This is a genomic window from Pantoea sp. EKM20T (genome assembly GCF_011800485.1).
Lineage (GTDB): Bacteria > Pseudomonadota > Gammaproteobacteria > Enterobacterales > Enterobacteriaceae > Pantoea > Pantoea agglomerans.
Genome location: NZ_JAALFW010000006.1, coordinates 183,732 through 199,360, shown reverse-complemented (window position 1 = coordinate 199,360; position 15,629 = coordinate 183,732). Strand labels below are relative to the sequence as shown.

The 15,629-nt window shown below is 56.1% G+C and carries 16 protein-coding genes and 1 riboswitch; of the genes, 10 read left to right on the top strand and 6 right to left on the bottom strand.

Going from position 1 to position 15,629, the window contains the following annotated elements; translation table 11 throughout:
- Nucleotides 1-54: 54 nt before the first annotated feature.
- The gene (hldE, locus tag HFD94_RS13015) at nt 55-1,479 is read left to right on the top strand and encodes a bifunctional D-glycero-beta-D-manno-heptose-7-phosphate kinase/D-glycero-beta-D-manno-heptose 1-phosphate adenylyltransferase HldE (RefSeq protein WP_031590883.1); all 1,425 of its coding nucleotides are present in this window, start codon (nt 55-57) and stop codon (nt 1,477-1,479) included.
- Nucleotides 1,480-1,518: 39 nt separating this feature from the next.
- On the opposite strand, the gene HFD94_RS13010 is transcribed toward hldE, so the two are convergent.
- Entirely contained in the window at nt 1,519-1,908 is a 390-nt protein-coding gene (locus tag HFD94_RS13010) for an accessory factor UbiK family protein (protein ID WP_010249045.1), read from the bottom strand.
- Between the two features lie 171 nt (nt 1,909-2,079).
- A riboswitch (FMN riboswitch) is annotated at nt 2,080-2,237 on the top strand.
- 110 nt (nt 2,238-2,347) lie between these two features.
- Here HFD94_RS13010 and ribB point away from each other — a divergent pair.
- Nucleotides 2,348-3,004: a 3,4-dihydroxy-2-butanone-4-phosphate synthase gene (gene ribB, locus HFD94_RS13005; RefSeq protein WP_031590879.1), complete on the top strand. Its 657-nt coding sequence runs from the start codon at nt 2,348-2,350 to the stop codon at nt 3,002-3,004.
- 234 nt (nt 3,005-3,238) lie between these two features.
- A complete protein-coding gene (gene ygiD, locus HFD94_RS13000) occupies nt 3,239-4,024 on the top strand; it encodes a 4,5-DOPA dioxygenase extradiol (protein WP_010249041.1) in 786 nt (261 codons plus the stop codon).
- A gap of 189 nt (nt 4,025-4,213) precedes the next feature.
- On the opposite strand, the gene HFD94_RS12995 is transcribed toward ygiD, so the two are convergent.
- The 3 genes from HFD94_RS12995 to tolC form a co-directional block, all read right to left on the bottom strand.
- A complete protein-coding gene (locus HFD94_RS12995; protein WP_022623884.1) occupies nt 4,214-5,374 on the bottom strand; it encodes a glutathionylspermidine synthase family protein in 1,161 nt (386 codons plus the stop codon).
- 7 nt (nt 5,375-5,381) lie between these two features.
- The gene (locus HFD94_RS12990) at nt 5,382-6,053 is read right to left on the bottom strand and encodes a DUF1190 family protein (RefSeq protein WP_010249037.1); all 672 of its coding nucleotides are present in this window, start codon (nt 6,051-6,053) and stop codon (nt 5,382-5,384) included.
- A 142-nt stretch (nt 6,054-6,195) separates the two neighbouring features.
- Nucleotides 6,196-7,662, bottom strand: coding sequence for an outer membrane channel protein TolC (tolC, locus tag HFD94_RS12985; RefSeq protein WP_010249035.1), 1,467 nt, complete (start codon nt 7,660-7,662; stop codon nt 6,196-6,198).
- A gap of 213 nt (nt 7,663-7,875) precedes the next feature.
- On the opposite strand from tolC, the gene nudF reads away from it, so the two are divergent.
- The 6 genes from nudF (at nt 7,876) to HFD94_RS12950 (ending at nt 13,327) form a co-directional block, all read left to right on the top strand.
- Nucleotides 7,876-8,511 (top strand): ADP-ribose diphosphatase, encoded by a 636-nt coding sequence (nudF, locus tag HFD94_RS12975; protein WP_033758832.1) that lies wholly within the window; start codon nt 7,876-7,878, stop codon nt 8,509-8,511.
- The gene (locus HFD94_RS12970; protein WP_008925735.1) at nt 8,508-8,933 is read left to right on the top strand and encodes a DUF1249 family protein; all 426 of its coding nucleotides are present in this window, start codon (nt 8,508-8,510) and stop codon (nt 8,931-8,933) included. The genes nudF and HFD94_RS12970 overlap by 4 nt, the downstream gene beginning before the upstream one ends.
- Nucleotides 8,934-8,975: 42 nt before the next feature.
- Nucleotides 8,976-9,803: a 3',5'-cyclic-AMP phosphodiesterase gene (gene cpdA, locus HFD94_RS12965; protein ID WP_022623882.1), complete on the top strand. Its 828-nt coding sequence runs from the start codon at nt 8,976-8,978 to the stop codon at nt 9,801-9,803.
- Nucleotides 9,804-9,806: 3 nt separating this feature from the next.
- The gene (gene yqiA, locus HFD94_RS12960; RefSeq protein WP_010249032.1) at nt 9,807-10,388 is read left to right on the top strand and encodes an esterase YqiA; all 582 of its coding nucleotides are present in this window, start codon (nt 9,807-9,809) and stop codon (nt 10,386-10,388) included.
- Between the two features lie 49 nt (nt 10,389-10,437).
- Nucleotides 10,438-12,333 (top strand): DNA topoisomerase IV subunit B, encoded by a 1,896-nt coding sequence (gene parE, locus HFD94_RS12955; RefSeq protein WP_010249031.1) that lies wholly within the window; start codon nt 10,438-10,440, stop codon nt 12,331-12,333.
- A gap of 94 nt (nt 12,334-12,427) precedes the next feature.
- A complete protein-coding gene (locus HFD94_RS12950) occupies nt 12,428-13,327 on the top strand; it encodes a LysR substrate-binding domain-containing protein (RefSeq protein ID WP_010671124.1) in 900 nt (299 codons plus the stop codon).
- 295 nt (nt 13,328-13,622) lie between these two features.
- On the opposite strand, the gene HFD94_RS12945 is transcribed toward HFD94_RS12950, so the two are convergent.
- Both HFD94_RS12945 and HFD94_RS12940 read right to left on the bottom strand, forming a co-directional pair.
- Nucleotides 13,623-13,931: a putative quinol monooxygenase gene (locus tag HFD94_RS12945; protein ID WP_010249029.1), complete on the bottom strand. Its 309-nt coding sequence runs from the start codon at nt 13,929-13,931 to the stop codon at nt 13,623-13,625.
- A gap of 48 nt (nt 13,932-13,979) precedes the next feature.
- A complete protein-coding gene (locus tag HFD94_RS12940) occupies nt 13,980-14,561 on the bottom strand; it encodes an NAD(P)H-dependent oxidoreductase (protein WP_010249028.1) in 582 nt (193 codons plus the stop codon).
- Nucleotides 14,562-14,675: 114 nt separating this feature from the next.
- On the opposite strand from HFD94_RS12940, the gene HFD94_RS12935 reads away from it, so the two are divergent.
- The gene (locus HFD94_RS12935) at nt 14,676-15,494 is read left to right on the top strand and encodes a transporter substrate-binding domain-containing protein (RefSeq protein ID WP_029519639.1); all 819 of its coding nucleotides are present in this window, start codon (nt 14,676-14,678) and stop codon (nt 15,492-15,494) included.
- Nucleotides 15,495-15,629: the final 135 nt, after the last annotated feature.

The window sequence follows — 15,629 nt, the reverse complement described above, 5'->3', positions numbered from 1 at the left end:
CGCAACTGTGCTATCATCCGCGCACTATTTTTAATGCAGTCTGGAGTGTCTGGAATGAAAGTGACTCTGCCCGCGTTCGGCCAAGCCTCAGTGCTGGTTGTTGGCGATGTAATGTTGGATCGTTACTGGTATGGCCCAACCAGCCGTATCTCCCCTGAAGCGCCGGTTCCGGTGGTGAAAGTGGACACGGTTGAAGAGCGCCCTGGCGGCGCGGCAAACGTGGCGATGAACATTGCAGCACTCGGTGCCGCGTCGCGACTGATTGGCCTGACTGGCGAAGATGATGCGGCGCGTGTGTTGAGTAACACGCTGAAAGACGTCAACGTGCATTGTGACTTCGTGGCGGTCAAAAGCCATCCGACCATTACCAAACTGCGCGTGCTTTCCCGTAATCAGCAGCTGATCCGCCTCGATTTTGAAGAGGGCTTTGATCAGGTCGATCCGGAGCCGATTCACCAGAAAATGCGTGAGTCACTGGCCGCCGCGGGTGCGCTGGTGCTGTCCGATTACGCCAAAGGCGCGCTCTCCAGCGTGCAGACCATGATTACTCTGGCGCGCGAAGCGGGCGTACCGGTATTAATCGACCCGAAAGGCACCGATTTTGCGCGCTACCGTGGCGCGACGCTGCTGACGCCGAACCTCTCTGAGTTTGAAGCCGTGGTCGGCAAATGTAAAAACGAAGAGGAAATTGTGGCGCGCGGCACCCAGCTGATCGCCGATTTTGACCTCTCCGCGCTGCTGGTGACCCGTTCAGAAAATGGCATGACGCTGCTGCAGCCGGGCAAAGCGCCTCTGCATCTGCCCACCCAGGCACAGGAAGTCTATGACGTGACCGGTGCCGGCGATACGGTGATTGGCGTGCTGGCGGCGGCATTAGCGGCCGGTGATTCGCTGGAAGAAGCTTGTTTCCTGGCCAACGCGGCTGCGGGTGTGGTGGTGGGTAAACTGGGTACGTCCACCGTCAGCACCGTTGAGCTGGAAAATGCGATTCATGCCCGCCCGGAACAGGGTTTCGGCATCATGACCGAAGCGCAGTTAAAAGCCGCCGTGGAGATGGCTCGCCGCCGTGGCGAAAAAGTGGTAATGACCAACGGCGTGTTCGACATTCTGCATGCCGGTCATGTCTCCTACCTGGCAAATGCCCGCAAGCTCGGCGATCGACTGATTGTCGCGGTGAACAGTGATGCGTCAACTAAACGTCTGAAAGGCGAAAGCCGTCCGGTGAATCCGCAGGAAAACCGGATGATCGTGCTGGGCGCGCTGGAAGCGGTCGACTGGGTGGTGGTATTTGAAGAGGATACGCCGCAGCGGCTGATTGCGGGCATTCTCCCTGACCTGCTGGTCAAAGGGGGAGATTACAAGCCGGAAGATATCGCGGGCAGCAAAGAAGTGTGGGCAAATGGCGGCGACGTTCAGGTGCTGAACTTCGAAGATGGTATCTCCACTACCAACATTATCAAAACCATCCGCGGCAGCTAAAGCGCAGCGTAAGCGGGAGCCGCGCTCCCGCTTAAGGGCTTATTCTGGCTTGTTGTCCGCAACAGGCTTCACCACGTCCGCAACCGGTGACGGCGAGGCTGCAGGTGAGGTCGCTACGGCGGCTGATGGTGTGGTCGCCGCAGCAGGTGTTACTGGTGCGGTTGCCGTCGGCGGCGTACCGGCTGATGAACCCTGACTTTCCAGCTGCGCCAGACGCTGCTCCAGCGCCGCCAGCTTCTCACGTGTACGCAGTAATACCTGCGTCTGCACATCAAACTCCTCACGGTTGACCAGATCCATCCGGGTCAGCTGCGCCTGAAGAACCTGACGAATTTTCTTTTCGACATCATCACCAAACTCACGAACACCTTTAGGCATCGCTTCGTGAACCTGACGGGCAAGTTGTTCAATTTTTTTCGTGTCGATCATGATGATTTCCTGGTTACGGGGAGCTGTGTCAGCGTGTTTACCAACGTAATAAGTGTTAAGTGTAATGCCAGAAATGAAAAGGATAAACCTCAAATCGGTAACGCAGGAAATGCAAAAGCAATTGCGCTATTGATGATTGCCGCCTCAAACGATCGGCGTTATAGTTAAAGTGCTTATTCTCAGGGCGGGGCGCAATTCCCCACCGGCGGTAAATCAGCTTCGGCTGAAAGCCCGCGAGCGCTTTATCTTGATGAAAAGAGAGGTAAAGGTCAGCAGATCCGGTGTAATTCCGGGGCCGACGGTTACAGTCCGGATGGGAGAGGGTAACGACATCTGTCGGACAATTGTGTCTGCTTCACGTTATTGCCACGTCTTTTTGACGTCACTCCTAAGCACGCCCTGATTCTGGTAACCCATACATTTTAAGGTTTTTATTACCATGAATCAGACGCTACTTTCTGAATTTGGCACGCCTGAACAGCGTGTAGAACGTGCTATCGCCGCCCTGCGTGAGGGACGCGGTGTGATGGTACTCGACGATGAAAATCGCGAAAACGAAGGCGACATGATCTTCGCCGCAGAAACCATGACCGTTGAACAGATGGCACTGACTATCCGTCACGGCAGCGGCATCGTCTGCCTTTGCCTGACCGAAGCGCGTCGCCAGCAGCTCGATCTGCCAATGATGGTGGAAAACAACACCAGCTCTTTCGGCACTGGCTTCACCGTGACCATTGAGGCCGCAGAAGGCGTCACCACGGGCGTCTCTGCGCAGGATCGTATCACCACCATCCGCGCCGCCATTGCCGACAATGCCAGACCCACCGATCTGCATCGCCCTGGTCATGTCTTCCCGCTGCGTGCCAGCGAAGGCGGCGTATTAACCCGTGGCGGGCATACCGAAGCGACTATTGATTTAGTCACCCTGGCCGGCTTTAAGCCCGCAGGTGTGCTGTGCGAACTGACCAACGACGATGGCACCATGGCCCATGCGCCAGAAGCGATTGCGTTCGCCCGTCAGCACAACATGCCGGTGGTGACCATCGAAGATCTAATCGCCTGGCGTCGCGCGCACGAAACACGCCACGCCAGCTAATCTGGCTGCCGCGATAAACAGGCCCCCCGGGCCTGTTTTTCTTCCTGCCGCCCAGGAATGGCACGGCCTGACCGCTGACTACTCCTCTTTCCTTCATGCCGAAAACCCTGTTAAACCTGCCACGTTAAATTTCATTCAAATTTCCTGATGATCACCATCATGGTTATCCGCGTGATAAAGCAGCGGATGCGCGTATCGTAATGGCTATCAAATACTCGATCCCGGGGATCACGAATGAGCCAGTTACGAATGCCAGCGCTGTTTTTGGGTCACGGCAGCCCGATGAATGCCCTTGAAGAGAATCGCTATACCGCCGCGTGGCGTCACCTGGGCGATACTCTGCCACGTCCACGCGCGATTATTGCGGTTTCGGCGCACTGGTATACGCGCGGCACCGCCGTGACGGCAATGGCACAGCCTGAGACCATTCATGATTTTGGTGGCTTTCCGCAGGCGCTGTTTGATACGCGCTATCCGGCACCGGGATCGCCTGAACTGGCGCAGCAGCTGGTGGAGCAGTTAGCGCCCGTTGCGGTGACGCTGGATCACGAGTGGGGACTGGATCATGGTTCCTGGGGTGTGCTGATCAAGATGTATCCGGAGGCCGATATTCCGGTGGTCCAGCTAAGCATTGATGGCACCAAACCTGCGGCATGGCACTTTGAGATGGGCCAGAAACTGGCTGCACTGCGCGATCAGGGCGTGATGATTGTCGCCAGCGGCAACGTGGTACATAACCTGCGTAAAGTGCGCTGGGATGGCAACAGCGAAGTTTATCCATGGGCCAGCAGTTTTGAACAGTTCGTGCGCGATAACCTGGCGGTGCAGAGCGATGCTGCTTCTCATCCGCTGGTTAACTTTATGGATCATCCTGGTGCGGCGCTTTCTAATCCGACACCTGAGCACTATCTGCCGCTGCTCTATGTACTTGGCGCACGTCAGCCGGATGACGCCATCAGCATTCCGGTTGATGGCATGGAGATGGGGGCGATCAGCATGTTGTCGGTTCAGGTAGGTTAGGGCGAAGCTGACAGCCATAGAAGAGCTTATTGTGCAGGGAACACGGTCAGAAGAGGAAAGCGTCCCGCGCCAGGGACGGCGCGGGCCGAGCGTGTCATGGATGACGGCTTTTGCGTCTTTCCGATCTGACCGTGTTCTTTGCGCAGGCTCGGTCTAACCGCTAAACCAAACGGAGATTATTGCGGTGCATTAACCGATAAAAGCGTGCGGATAGAAACGGGAAAGATCCTGCGTGATCAGGTCGCGATCTTCCCGCAGGCCGATACCGGCCGGTTGATCGTCAATCAGCCAGCTGCCGATCAGCGTATAGCTGTCGCCAAACTTAGGCAGCGGATGGAACTGCTGGACGATCATTCCCTCTTCGCCATACGGCCCATCGACGCGGGCGATCTCCTGACCATTTTCCACGATGCGGATGTTGGCACCTTCACGTGAAAACAGCGGCTTCACCACATATTTGTCCATGTGCGGCACGTCATCTTCCGCGAACCAGGCGGGCAGCAGGTTAGGGTGATTCGGGAACATCTCCCACAGCAACGGCAACAAGGCTTTATTCGAGATAATGCTTTTCCAGGCCGGTTCCAGCCAGCGCACGCCAGCATCGCCCAGCTTGGTGGAGAACATCTCACGCAGCATGAATTCCCACGGATAGAGCTTGAACAGGTTGCTAATCACCTGATCCTGGGCGTCGGTAAATTCCCCTTTTTCGCCCAGTCCAATTTCATCCATGTAGAGAAACTCACTCGGCAGTCCCGCTTCGGTGGCGCAATCCTGAAGATATTGCACGGTGCCGCGATCTTCGTCGGTATCACGGCAGCAGGCGAAGTGCAGCCAGTTGAAGCCGTGCTGCTGATGTAACGCGGCAAAGCGTTCAATCAGCTTTTCCTGCAGGCTATTAAACTGATCGCTGCCTGCGGGGAGCTGACCGGCGTTAAGCTGGTCCTCCAGCCACAGCCACTGGAAAAACGCCGCTTCATACAGCGAGGTCGGCGTATCGGCATTGTTCTCCAGCAGCTTTACATCGCCTTTGCCATCCCAGGCGAGATCCAGACGAGAGTAAAGCGAAGGCTGACGCTGATGCCATGAATCGCGCACAAAGTCCCAGGTGTGTTTAGGAATGCGGAATTTAGCCAGCAGCGCTTCGCTGTTAACCACTTTTTCCACCACCTGCAGGCACATTTGATGTAATTCAGCGGTCACCTCTTCCAGATGCTCGATTTGCGCCAGCGTGAACTGATAATAAGCATCTTCACACCAGTAGGGTTCACCATGCATGGTGTGAAAACGAAAACCGAACTCGGTGGCTTTTTCGCGCCAGCCTGGGCGCTCTGAAATGGCAATGCGTTCCATCGGGGCGTTAGCCTCCCATTGAGCGGCTGGAAGTGCCGCTGGCGCTGCTACGCTGCATGCTGTTCTGCTTCGCGACGGTTTCACCAAAGCCACCACGGGTAATGGTGGAGGTGGTAGCCGGTTTTGGTGCCAGCGCCGTTTTCGGCACGGTCATGCTTTTGCCGGATGTTGCTGCACCATAATTACGGCCTGATGCATCAACAAACTGACCATTGGCCGGGCTGCGGGCATTTTTCGGTGAGAAGAGCGGTTGCTGTGCAAAGCCCGAACCACCGCCCATCATGCGACCCATCATGTAACCTGCCATCAGTGGCATCCAGAAGCTGCCGCCACTCTGCTGCGATTCGGCATTAGTGGTGCCCACGCCCGCCTGAGCCGGTGTCTGCTGACACTGGTTTTCACCAAATTCAGCGACACAATCTTCACGCGTGGCATATTTTGGCGCGGTGCGTTCCGCCTCTTTTTTCGCTTCATTGAATGCGGTAGTACATTGCGCACTCTGGCCCGGATTGGCTTTTGAACAGTCATCGGCATTCTGGTACATCGAAACTGTTTCGTCGTTCTGTTCACAACCAGCCAGCATAAATACCGCCGAAACGGCGATAGCAACGGGCGTTAAATGGCGTGCCTGCCAGCTTTTGCGAAAAGCGGCATAGCGAATAGATTTTGTGCGTTTCATTATGATTATCCTGTGCCCAAAGGTAGCGCATAGAATAGGGGATGGGGGGGTAAAATTGAAGCTGGAGGCCTGATACAACAGGGATCTTTACTTAGTTATACGTTCAACAGAGAGACGGGCCGCAAAGCAGCCCGTCCGCTCATTAATTACCGAAAGGATTACCGCTGCTGTGGCGAGCCGCAGGACGCGCTGCCTCAGAAGAGCCGGTAGCCGCCGGACCGCTATCCACGCGCGCGGTCTGCTGTGCATTTTCCGGTGCTACCGTTTCCGGTGAGGTCGGGATCTCTTTACCCAGCTGGCTGTTCAGTTTCTGCAGGCTCTGCTCATTGAGCGTACCCAGCGCATAGCTGATATTCAGCTGGTTAATCAGATAGCTATAGCGCGCATCAGAGAGCTGCTGCTTAGCGTTGTAGAGCACGGTGGTTGCATCCAGCACATCAACGATAGTACGCGTACCAACCTGATAGCCCGCTTCTGACGCATCCAGAGAGCTTTGCGCAGAGACCACGGCCTGTTTATAAGCGTTGATGCTGCTGATAGAAGCATTCACGTTGTTAAACGATGAGCGGACTGTCTGAACCGCAGAGCGGTGCGCGCTTTCCAGTGATTCACTGGCGCTGACGAAGCTGTACTGTGCCTGTTTCACCTGAGAGGTGACGCTGCCGCCGCTATAGAGTGGCAGTGAGAAGCTCAGACCCACCTGGTTAGAACCGGTAATGGAGTCAGTAGACCCCTGGCTCTGGTTCGCACGGCTGCCGCCATATTTGCTGTTCGACATGCCGGTAGAGGCCGTCAGACCCAGCGTCGGCATGTGACCAGCTTCAGCTGAGCGGATCTGCTCACGGGCTAAATCCTGGTTCAGACGCGCAGAGAGCAGCGACAGGTTACGGCTTTCCGCCTGCTTAAGCAGCGCGCTGACCGGTTCGGGCTTATCGGTTCTGAAGCGATCAATGCTCAGCGACGCCAGCGACATGTAGTCCATGCCGGTGATCTGACGCAGCGTTTCCACGTTGTTATCGAGGTTATTACGCGCGGTCACTTCGTTAGCCAGCACGCTGTCATATTGCGCACGGGCGTTCTGTACGTCAGTAATGGCAACCAGGCCAACGTTAAAGCGCTGGGTGGTTTGATCCAGCTCGCGATAGATCGACTGTTTCTGCGCTTCGGTGTAAGAAAGGGTATCAATCGCTTTCAGCACGTTGAAGTAGGCGGTCGCGGTGTTCAGAATCAGATCCTGCTGCGCCACCTGATAGGTCACATCCTGGATACCGGCAGCTTTTTCCTGCAGGGTCAGTGCGCGCCATTTCGACATGTCGAAAATAGTCTGGGTTAATTGCAGCGAGCCGCTGGTCGTGTTGGAATGGAGACCGCTACTGTCGCGATAGCCGTTGTTATAGGTGTAGTCTGCACCCAGGCCGAGCTGGGGTAATAATGGGCTACGCGCTTCGTTGATTTTCTCAAAGGCAGAATCGCGATCGGCAGCGGCGCTGCGCAGATCCGGGTTGCTCAGACGTGCTTGTTGATAAACCTGAAGCAGGTCTTCGGCCTGGCTGGCGAAGCTGAAACCGCCCAGGCTCAGCCCAATAAAAAATGGGAGCAGTTTTTTCATTTGCATTCCTTTTGTTGCAGCAAATTGCAGTGGGTGCGCTGCCGGGTAAGCCAAAAAATTATCGCCGATTCTAGCAGAGGGCAACTGTGAGATAAGTTGGCTGAACGTGCCTTCTCCCCCTAATTTACGTAAATAATTCAGAAAGAACCACTTACATGGAGCACGGTTACAGGCTTTTTTCGCTCCACCTCAATCTGCATAAGGAACCCGATGATGCCGGAAGAAAAAAAATCCCCTGTGACTTTCACAAAAAACGATGTAGAAATTATTGCACGCGAAACCGTCTATGATGGTTTTTTTTCCGTCGTACGTTATCGCTTCCGCCACCGCCAGTTTAACGGCGAAATGAGTGGGGAAGTACAGCGCGAAGTTTTTGAGCGCGGACATGCCGCCGTGCTGCTACCTTATGATCCCTTACGCGATGAAGTGGTGCTGATTGAACAGATCCGCATCCCGGCTTATGACAGCAGTGTTTCGCCCTGGCTGCTGGAGATGGTCGCCGGCATTATTGAGCCCGGTGAATCTGTTGAGCAGGTCGTGCGCCGTGAAGCCGTTGAAGAAGCAGGATTAGAGGTCGGCCGGATTAAGCCCATGCTTAACTATCTGGCCAGCCCTGGCGGCACCAGCGAACGTCTGTCGGTGCTGATTGGGGAAGTGGATGCCAGCCAGGCAGAAGGATGCCATGGTCTGGAGGAAGAGAATGAGGATATTCTTGTCCATGTGGTGAGCCGCGAACAGGCTTACCGCTGGGTGGAAGAGGGGATAATTGACAATGCGGCGTCTGTCATCGCCCTGCAATGGCTGGCGTTGCACCATGAGAAACTACGCGAAGAGTGGATACAAAAATGAAACAGCGCTATACCCCTGACTTTCCCGAAATGATGCGGCTCTGCGAAACCAATTTCGCCCAGTTACGCCGCCTGCTGCCGCGTAACGATGAGGCGGGAGAATCGGTGATCTATCAGGTGAGTGGCGCCCGTTATCAGCTGACGATCCAGGAGTCCACACGCTACACCACGCTGGTGGAGATCCGCCAGGTCGCGCCTGCCGTGAGTTACTGGAGTCTGCCCTCGATGTCGGTAAGGCTCTATCACGATGCGATGGTCGCCGAAGTGTGTTCAACTCAACAGATCTATCGTTTCAAAGCGCGCTATGATTATCCTAATAAAAAATTGCATCAGCGCGATGAAAAACATCAGATAAACCAGTTTCTCGCAGACTGGCTGCGCTACTGCCTGGCACATGGTGCGATGGCAGTTCCGGTCTGCTGATGCGTATAATGCAGTAAATGGCGTGGAGACGAAGGAAACGCTTTGGATAGCCTGCTAACTCTTCCTGCAGCGAACGGTTCCGAAATCAGGATTTTGCAAATCACGGATACCCACCTGTTCGCGGGAAAACATGAATCGCTGCTTGGGGTGAACACCTGGTCGAGCTATAAAGCGGTGCTGGATGCGATTATTGCGCAACATCGCGACTACGACCTGATTATCGCCACCGGCGATCTCGCCCAGGATCACTCTATCGAAGCCTATCAGCATTTTGCTGAGGGCATCTCACGTTTGCCGCGGCCCTGCGTCTGGCTGCCCGGTAATCACGATTTTCAGCCCGCGATGTTCGACACGCTGGCAGCCGCTCATATCAATGCCCACAAGCAGGTGCTGGTGGGTGAGCAGTGGCAGATTGTGTTGCTGGACAGCCAGGTCTCGGGTGTGCCGCACGGGATGCTGAGCGATTATCAGCTGGAGTGGCTCGATAACGCGCTGGCCCGCTATCCGCAACGTCATACGCTGGTCCTGCTGCACCACCATCCGCTGGCCTCTGGCTGTACCTGGCTCGATCAGCACAGCCTGCGCAACTCACATCAGCTCGATGCGGTGTTACAGCATTACCCGTTAGCCCGGACGCTGGTCTGTGGTCATATTCACCAGGAGCTGGATCTTGAGTGGCACGGTCGTCGTGTGCTGGCCACCCCTTCAACCTGCGTTCAGTTCAAACCGCACTGCACCAGCTTTACGATCGACACCGTGGCACCAGGCTGGCGCTGGTTCACGCTGTATCCGGATGGCGGCCTTGAGACCGAGGTTAACCGGCTCGACACCGACGCTTTTCGTCCCGATTTAGACTCAGAAGGATACTGACGCGTGGCGGCATTACTCTATCTGCACGGTTTTAACAGCTCGCCGCAGTCGGCTAAGGCGACGCAGTTCCGGCAATGGTTAGAGGCGCAGCATCCGGAGATCGAAATGATCGTGCCCCAGCTGCCGACGTTTCCGGCCGATGCCGCCGCAATGCTGGAAGATCTGGTACTGAGCCGCAGTGGCGAAACGCTGGGGCTGGTGGGCTCGTCGCTGGGCGGTTATTACGCCACCTGGCTGTCGCAATGCTTTATGCTGCCTGCTGTGGTCGTCAATCCCGCGGTACGGCCTTTTGAGCTGCTGGCGGATTTCCTGGGCGAAAATCAGAATCCCTACACCGGCCAGCAATATGTGTTAGAGTCACGCCACATTTACGATCTGAAAGTAATGCAGATTGAACCGCTGGAAGCGCCCGATTTACTCTGGCTGCTGCAACAGACCGGCGATGAAGTTCTCGATTACCGTCAGGCGCTCGACTATTACAGCGCGTGCCGTCACACGGTAGAAGAGGGCGGAAATCATGCATTTACTGGATTCGAGCGCCATTTCCCGCAGATTCTGGACTTTCTCGGTCTGAATCATCCCTGAGTAATGCGGAAATCGCACCCCATTTCACCCTTCTAATCAGACATTTACGATGAGTCAATCTAACTATAACGCGGATGCCATTGAGGTCCTGACTGGCCTTGAGCCTGTTCGCCGTCGCCCGGGGATGTACACCGATACGACGCGACCCAACCATTTGGGTCAGGAAGTGATTGATAACAGCGTCGATGAGGCGCTGGGCGGCCACGCGAAGCGGGTTGAAGTGATTCTGCACGCTGACCAGTCGCTGGAAGTTATTGATGATGGTCGCGGCATGCCGGTGGATATTCACCCGGAAGAGGGCGTGCCTGCCGTCGAGCTGATCCTGTGTCGTCTGCACGCGGGCGGCAAGTTCTCCAATAAAAACTATCAGTTCTCGGGCGGCCTGCACGGCGTCGGTATCTCGGTGGTTAACGCCCTGTCAAAACGCGTCGAAGTCACGGTGCGCCGTAATGGCGAAATCTATGACATGGCGTTTGAGAACGGCGACAAAGTCCAGGATCTCACGGTTACCGGCACGGTGGCTAAACGCAACACCGGCACGCGCGTCCATTTCTGGCCCGATGAAAGCTTCTTCGACAGCCCACGTTTTTCGGTGTCACGCTTATCACATCTGCTGAAAGCCAAAGCGGTGCTCTGTCCTGGCGTTGAGATTGTCTTTAAAGACAAGCTGAACAATACCGAACAGACCTGGTGCTACGAAGATGGCCTGACTGACTACCTGTGCGAAGCGGTGAATGGCTTACCGACGCTGCCGGAAAAACCGTTTGTCGGCAGCTTTGCTGGCGATGTGGAAGCGGTTGACTGGGCGCTGTTGTGGCTGCCGGAAGGCGGTGAGCTGTTAACTGAAAGCTACGTTAACCTGATCCCGACCATGCAGGGCGGGACTCACGTCAACGGCCTGCGTCAGGGGCTGCTGGATGCGATGCGCGAGTTCTGCGAATACCGCAACATTCTGCCGCGTGGCGTGAAGCTCTCCGCTGAAGATATCTGGGATCGCTGCGCCTATGTGCTGTCGGTGAAGATGCAGGATCCGCAGTTCGCCGGGCAGACCAAAGAGCGCCTCTCTTCACGTCAGTGTGCAGCCTTTGTCTCTGGCGTGGTAAAAGATGCCTTCAGCCTGTGGCTGAACCAGAATATCCAGATCGCAGAGCAGCTGGCTGAGCTGGCGATCTCCAGCGCCCAGCGACGTATGCGGGCAGCCAAAAAAGTGGTGCGTAAAAAGCTCACCAGCGGTCCGGCGCTGCCGGGCAAGCTGGCGGACTGCACCGCGCAGGATCTGAATAAAACAGAACTGTTCCTGGTCGAAGGGGACTCGGCAGGCGGCTCGGCCAAGCAGGCGCGCGATCGTGAATATCAGGCGATCATGCCGCTTAAGGGCAAGATCCTGAACACCTGGGAAGTCTCTTCCGATGAGGTGCTGGCGTCGCAGGAAGTGCATGATATTTCCGTGGCGATCGGCATCGATCCCGACAGCGAAGATCTTTCACAGCTGCGCTACGGCAAGATCTGCATTCTGGCGGATGCGGACTCGGATGGTCTGCACATCGCCACGCTGCTGTGTGCCCTGTTCGTGAAACATTTCCGTTCACTGGTCAGAAACGGACACGTCTACGTTGCCATGCCGCCGCTCTACCGTATCGATCTCGGTAAAGAGGTCTACTACGCGCTGGATGAAGATGAGAAAGAGGGCGTGCTGGAGCAGCTGAAACGCAAAAAGGGCAAACCTAACGTTCAGCGCTTTAAAGGGCTGGGTGAGATGAACCCTTTGCAGCTGCGTGAAACGACGCTGGATCCGAATACCCGCCGTCTGGTACAGCTGACCATCAGTGAAGAGGATATCGACCAGACGCTGCGCATGATGGATATGCTGCTGGCGAAGAAACGCTCCGAAGACCGGCGTAACTGGTTGCAGGAAAAAGGCGACAAGGCCGATATCGAAGTGTAAAAGAACAGGACGCGAAAGCGTCCTGTTCTCTTTGTGCTTCAGCCAGCACATCCCCGGAGAACCCGGCAGATTCAGAGCAGAGACAGTAATCCTTGTGAAAATTACCCTGGAAGAGTTACGCGCCTGGGTGGCGGTGGTGGACAGCGGTTCCATTACCGCGGCGGCATCCCAGCTGGCGCAGACCAGTTCGGGCATCAGCCGGGCGTTGTCCCGGCTGGAGAGTAAGCTGCAGACCACCCTGCTGCATCGCACCACCCGACGGCTGGCGCTGACCGAAGAGGGACAGGTTTTTCTGGAGCATGCGCGACAGATCCTGGCCTCGGTTGAGCAGGCCGAAGAGCAGATAGCCCTGCGGCGCGAGATGCCGTCAGGGCGGCTGCGGGTAAACGCCGCCACCCCTTTTATGCTGCATGTGATTGTGCCGCTGGTGGACGATTTCCGCGCCCGCTATCCCCTGATCCAGCTTGAACTGAATACCGACGATATCCTGATCGATCTGCTGGAGCAGCAAACGGACATTGCCATTCGCATCGGCGAACTGCGCGACTCTACGCTGCGCGCCCGGATGCTTGGCAGCAGTGCGATCCGGCTGATGGCCAGTCCGGCCTATCTGGCGAAAGCGGGCACCCCGCAGAGCGTTGCCGATCTCGCGCAGCATCAAATCATCGGCTTCAGCCATCTTGAGGCGCACAACGTCTGGCCGATATGGCAGCCTGATGGCGATTTCATGCGCATTAAGCCCACAATCTCTGCCTCCAGCGGCGAAACCATCCGGCAGCTGGCGCTGGCAGGACAGGGGATCGCACGCCTCTCCGACTTTGTCAGCCGGGAAGATTGCGCGGCAGGCCGGCTGGTGCCGGTTCTCCCCGCTGAAACCCGCGAGCTGCGGTTGCCGGTGCATGCGGTCTATTACCGTAACACCACGCTCTCTTCGCGCATCGGCTGCTTTCTGGATTTTCTCCGCACCGAGATTGATCGGCGTCAGCTGCTGTGATCTCTCCTGGCATAATAAAAAACCCCTGTCATAGGGCAGGGGTTTGGAGATGCTGGCAAGTCTGGCCGGATTCGCTTTGAGATTGTGCTTGCACAGGGAACACGGTCAGATCGGAAAGACGCTCAAGCCAGTCCCTGGTCGCTCTACCCGCGCCATCCCTGGCGCGGGACGCTTTCCTCTTCTGACCGTGTTCCCTTCGCGTTGAGCTAATTCATTGCTGCCAGAGGCACTCAGGTTTGAGGTTGTCAGCAGCCTGACCCCTTTTACCGAAAAGGGGTTAAGCCTTCAGCACGAATCAGGCGCTGGGTTCCAGCACCAGAATCTTCACATCCACGACATCATCTTTAATGATGGCGCGATGCGCATCCATGTGCGGCATCTGCTGATGCTGCTCCAGATGACGCAGCGTTTCCCACTGTTCCAGCATAAAAATGGAGTCCGGCGAGTTCTGTTTCCACGGCACCTGCGCCTGATGGTCCAGCAGCGCGTCATACTGATGGCAGCCTTCTTCTTCTAAAACCAGCGGGATCAGTTTTTTCACCGCATCCAGCACGGCCTGACGGCGACCGGGTTTGACACAAATTTCAGCAACGACTGTTAACATTCGCGAATTCCTCTTTCGTGGGAAAATAGGGGGTGTCCCCCAGCCATCTTACGCAAAAACGCGACTAAGATGGGTCCGATAAGCGGCAATATCGCGTGGCACGTCCGGCGCTTTAATCACATCGTTGCAGATAAAGGTCGGCAGCGCTTCCATGCCCAGGAACTGGTTGGCTTTGTGGAAGTGCAGATAAAGACCGTCGACGCCGACGCCTTCAAAGAACTGCTCCGGGTCGGTAAAGGCCTGCAGCGGCGCGTTCCAGGTCAGTGACAGCATATATTTTTTGCCCTGCAGCAGACCGCCGGAACCATATTTCTTTGCCGCATCAGAACGGGTACGGCCATCGCTGGCGTAGAGCGAGCCGTGGCCTTCGGTAAAGACTTCATCGATGTAACGCTTCACGGTCCACGGCTCGCCCATCCACCAGCCTGGCATCTGATAAATCACCACATCACTGTCGACATATTTCTGCACTTCATCTGCGACCACGTAGTCGCTGTCAGCCAGGGTCACAGACACCTCATGCCCCATGTCACGCAACTGGCTGGCCGCAACGTCGGTCAGCGTGTGGTTCAGTTCGCCTTTAGAGTGGGCAAAGGTTTTGCCGCCATCGATAATTAAAATCTTGCTCATGAATTGTTTGCCTCATTTCCTGAATATGGCGCTTAGCTTACGCGCGCTACGGTCGCAGAAAAATGGGAGGTTGATCACAACACTTTTGCTGTGGAAGCAACAATGCGCCGGTTTATGGCACCATCGGCAGGCAAACTCACCATGAAAACAATTAAAGAAAAACGCAAAATGAAAAAAATAGTCTTCGCTTTGCTGCTGGCCAGCAATGCTGTCCAGGCACAATCTCATCTCGACACCATCCTCAGTTCTAAAACGCTTAAGGTCTGCACCACCGGTGATTACAAGCCTTACAGCTACCTGCGACCCGATGGTCAGTATGAAGGGCTGGATATCAGCATGGCGAACGCGCTGGCTACCTCGCTCGGCGCGAAAGTGGAGTGGGTGCCAACCAGCTGGAAAAACCTGATGCCCGATTTTCTGGCAAAGCAGTGTGATATCGCCGTCGGCGGCGTCTCCGTCACGCTGAAACGCCAGCAGACCGCCTGGTTCGCCCGGCCGCTGGATGTGGATGGCAAAATCCCACTGGTGCGCTGCAGCGATAAAGATCGCTTCCAGACCATCGAACAGCTTAACCGGCCTGACGTGCGGCTGATTGAACCGGCAGGCGGCACCAACGAAGCCTTTGTGCACAGCCACCTGCCAAAGGCCTCACTGACGCTGTTCCACGATAACGTCACCATCTTCCGGCAACTGGTGGACAACAAGGCGGATGTGATGATCACCGATGCCTCTGAAGCGCGTTTTCAGCAGCAACATTACCCGACGCTCTGCGCGATCAATCCCGACAAACCGCTGCAGTATGGCGAGAAGGCTTACATGATTCCGCGTGACGATATCAGCTGGAAGCTCTATGTCGATCAGTGGCTGCATCTCAGCACCGCCACAGGCGAATATCGTGACATTGCCCGCCAGTGGATGGGCGCAAAGCCCTGATCCACTTCCGCAGAGAGGTCAGGCACTTGCCGGTCTGAATCCGGCGTGCCTCCGGCATATGAAATCGGGTGGCGGGACGCCTGCTCTCCCGCGCTTCCCCTGTGACTAACACCAGCGAATAAGGTACTATCCTCG

What these genes read in the sequence shown, in the direction of transcription:
- hldE (WP_031590883.1), top strand. Translation starts at nt 55, where the DNA reads ATGAAAGTGACTCTGCCCGCGTTCGGCCAAGCCTCAGTGCTGGTTGTT.
- HFD94_RS13010 (WP_010249045.1), bottom strand. Translation starts at nt 1,908, where the DNA reads ATGATCGACACGAAAAAAATTGAACAACTTGCCCGTCAGGTTCACGAA.
- ribB (WP_031590879.1), top strand. Translation starts at nt 2,348, where the DNA reads ATGAATCAGACGCTACTTTCTGAATTTGGCACGCCTGAACAGCGTGTA.
- ygiD (WP_010249041.1), top strand. Translation starts at nt 3,239, where the DNA reads ATGAGCCAGTTACGAATGCCAGCGCTGTTTTTGGGTCACGGCAGCCCG.
- HFD94_RS12995 (WP_022623884.1), bottom strand. Translation starts at nt 5,374, where the DNA reads ATGGAACGCATTGCCATTTCAGAGCGCCCAGGCTGGCGCGAAAAAGCC.
- HFD94_RS12990 (WP_010249037.1), bottom strand. Translation starts at nt 6,053, where the DNA reads ATGAAACGCACAAAATCTATTCGCTATGCCGCTTTTCGCAAAAGCTGG.
- tolC (WP_010249035.1), bottom strand. Translation starts at nt 7,662, where the DNA reads ATGAAAAAACTGCTCCCATTTTTTATTGGGCTGAGCCTGGGCGGTTTC.
- nudF (WP_033758832.1), top strand. Translation starts at nt 7,876, where the DNA reads ATGCCGGAAGAAAAAAAATCCCCTGTGACTTTCACAAAAAACGATGTA.
- HFD94_RS12970 (WP_008925735.1), top strand. Translation starts at nt 8,508, where the DNA reads ATGAAACAGCGCTATACCCCTGACTTTCCCGAAATGATGCGGCTCTGC.
- parE (WP_010249031.1), top strand. Translation starts at nt 10,438, where the DNA reads ATGAGTCAATCTAACTATAACGCGGATGCCATTGAGGTCCTGACTGGC.
- HFD94_RS12945 (WP_010249029.1), bottom strand. Translation starts at nt 13,931, where the DNA reads ATGTTAACAGTCGTTGCTGAAATTTGTGTCAAACCCGGTCGCCGTCAG.
- HFD94_RS12940 (WP_010249028.1), bottom strand. Translation starts at nt 14,561, where the DNA reads ATGAGCAAGATTTTAATTATCGATGGCGGCAAAACCTTTGCCCACTCT.
- HFD94_RS12935 (WP_029519639.1), top strand. Translation starts at nt 14,676, where the DNA reads ATGGCACCATCGGCAGGCAAACTCACCATGAAAACAATTAAAGAAAAA.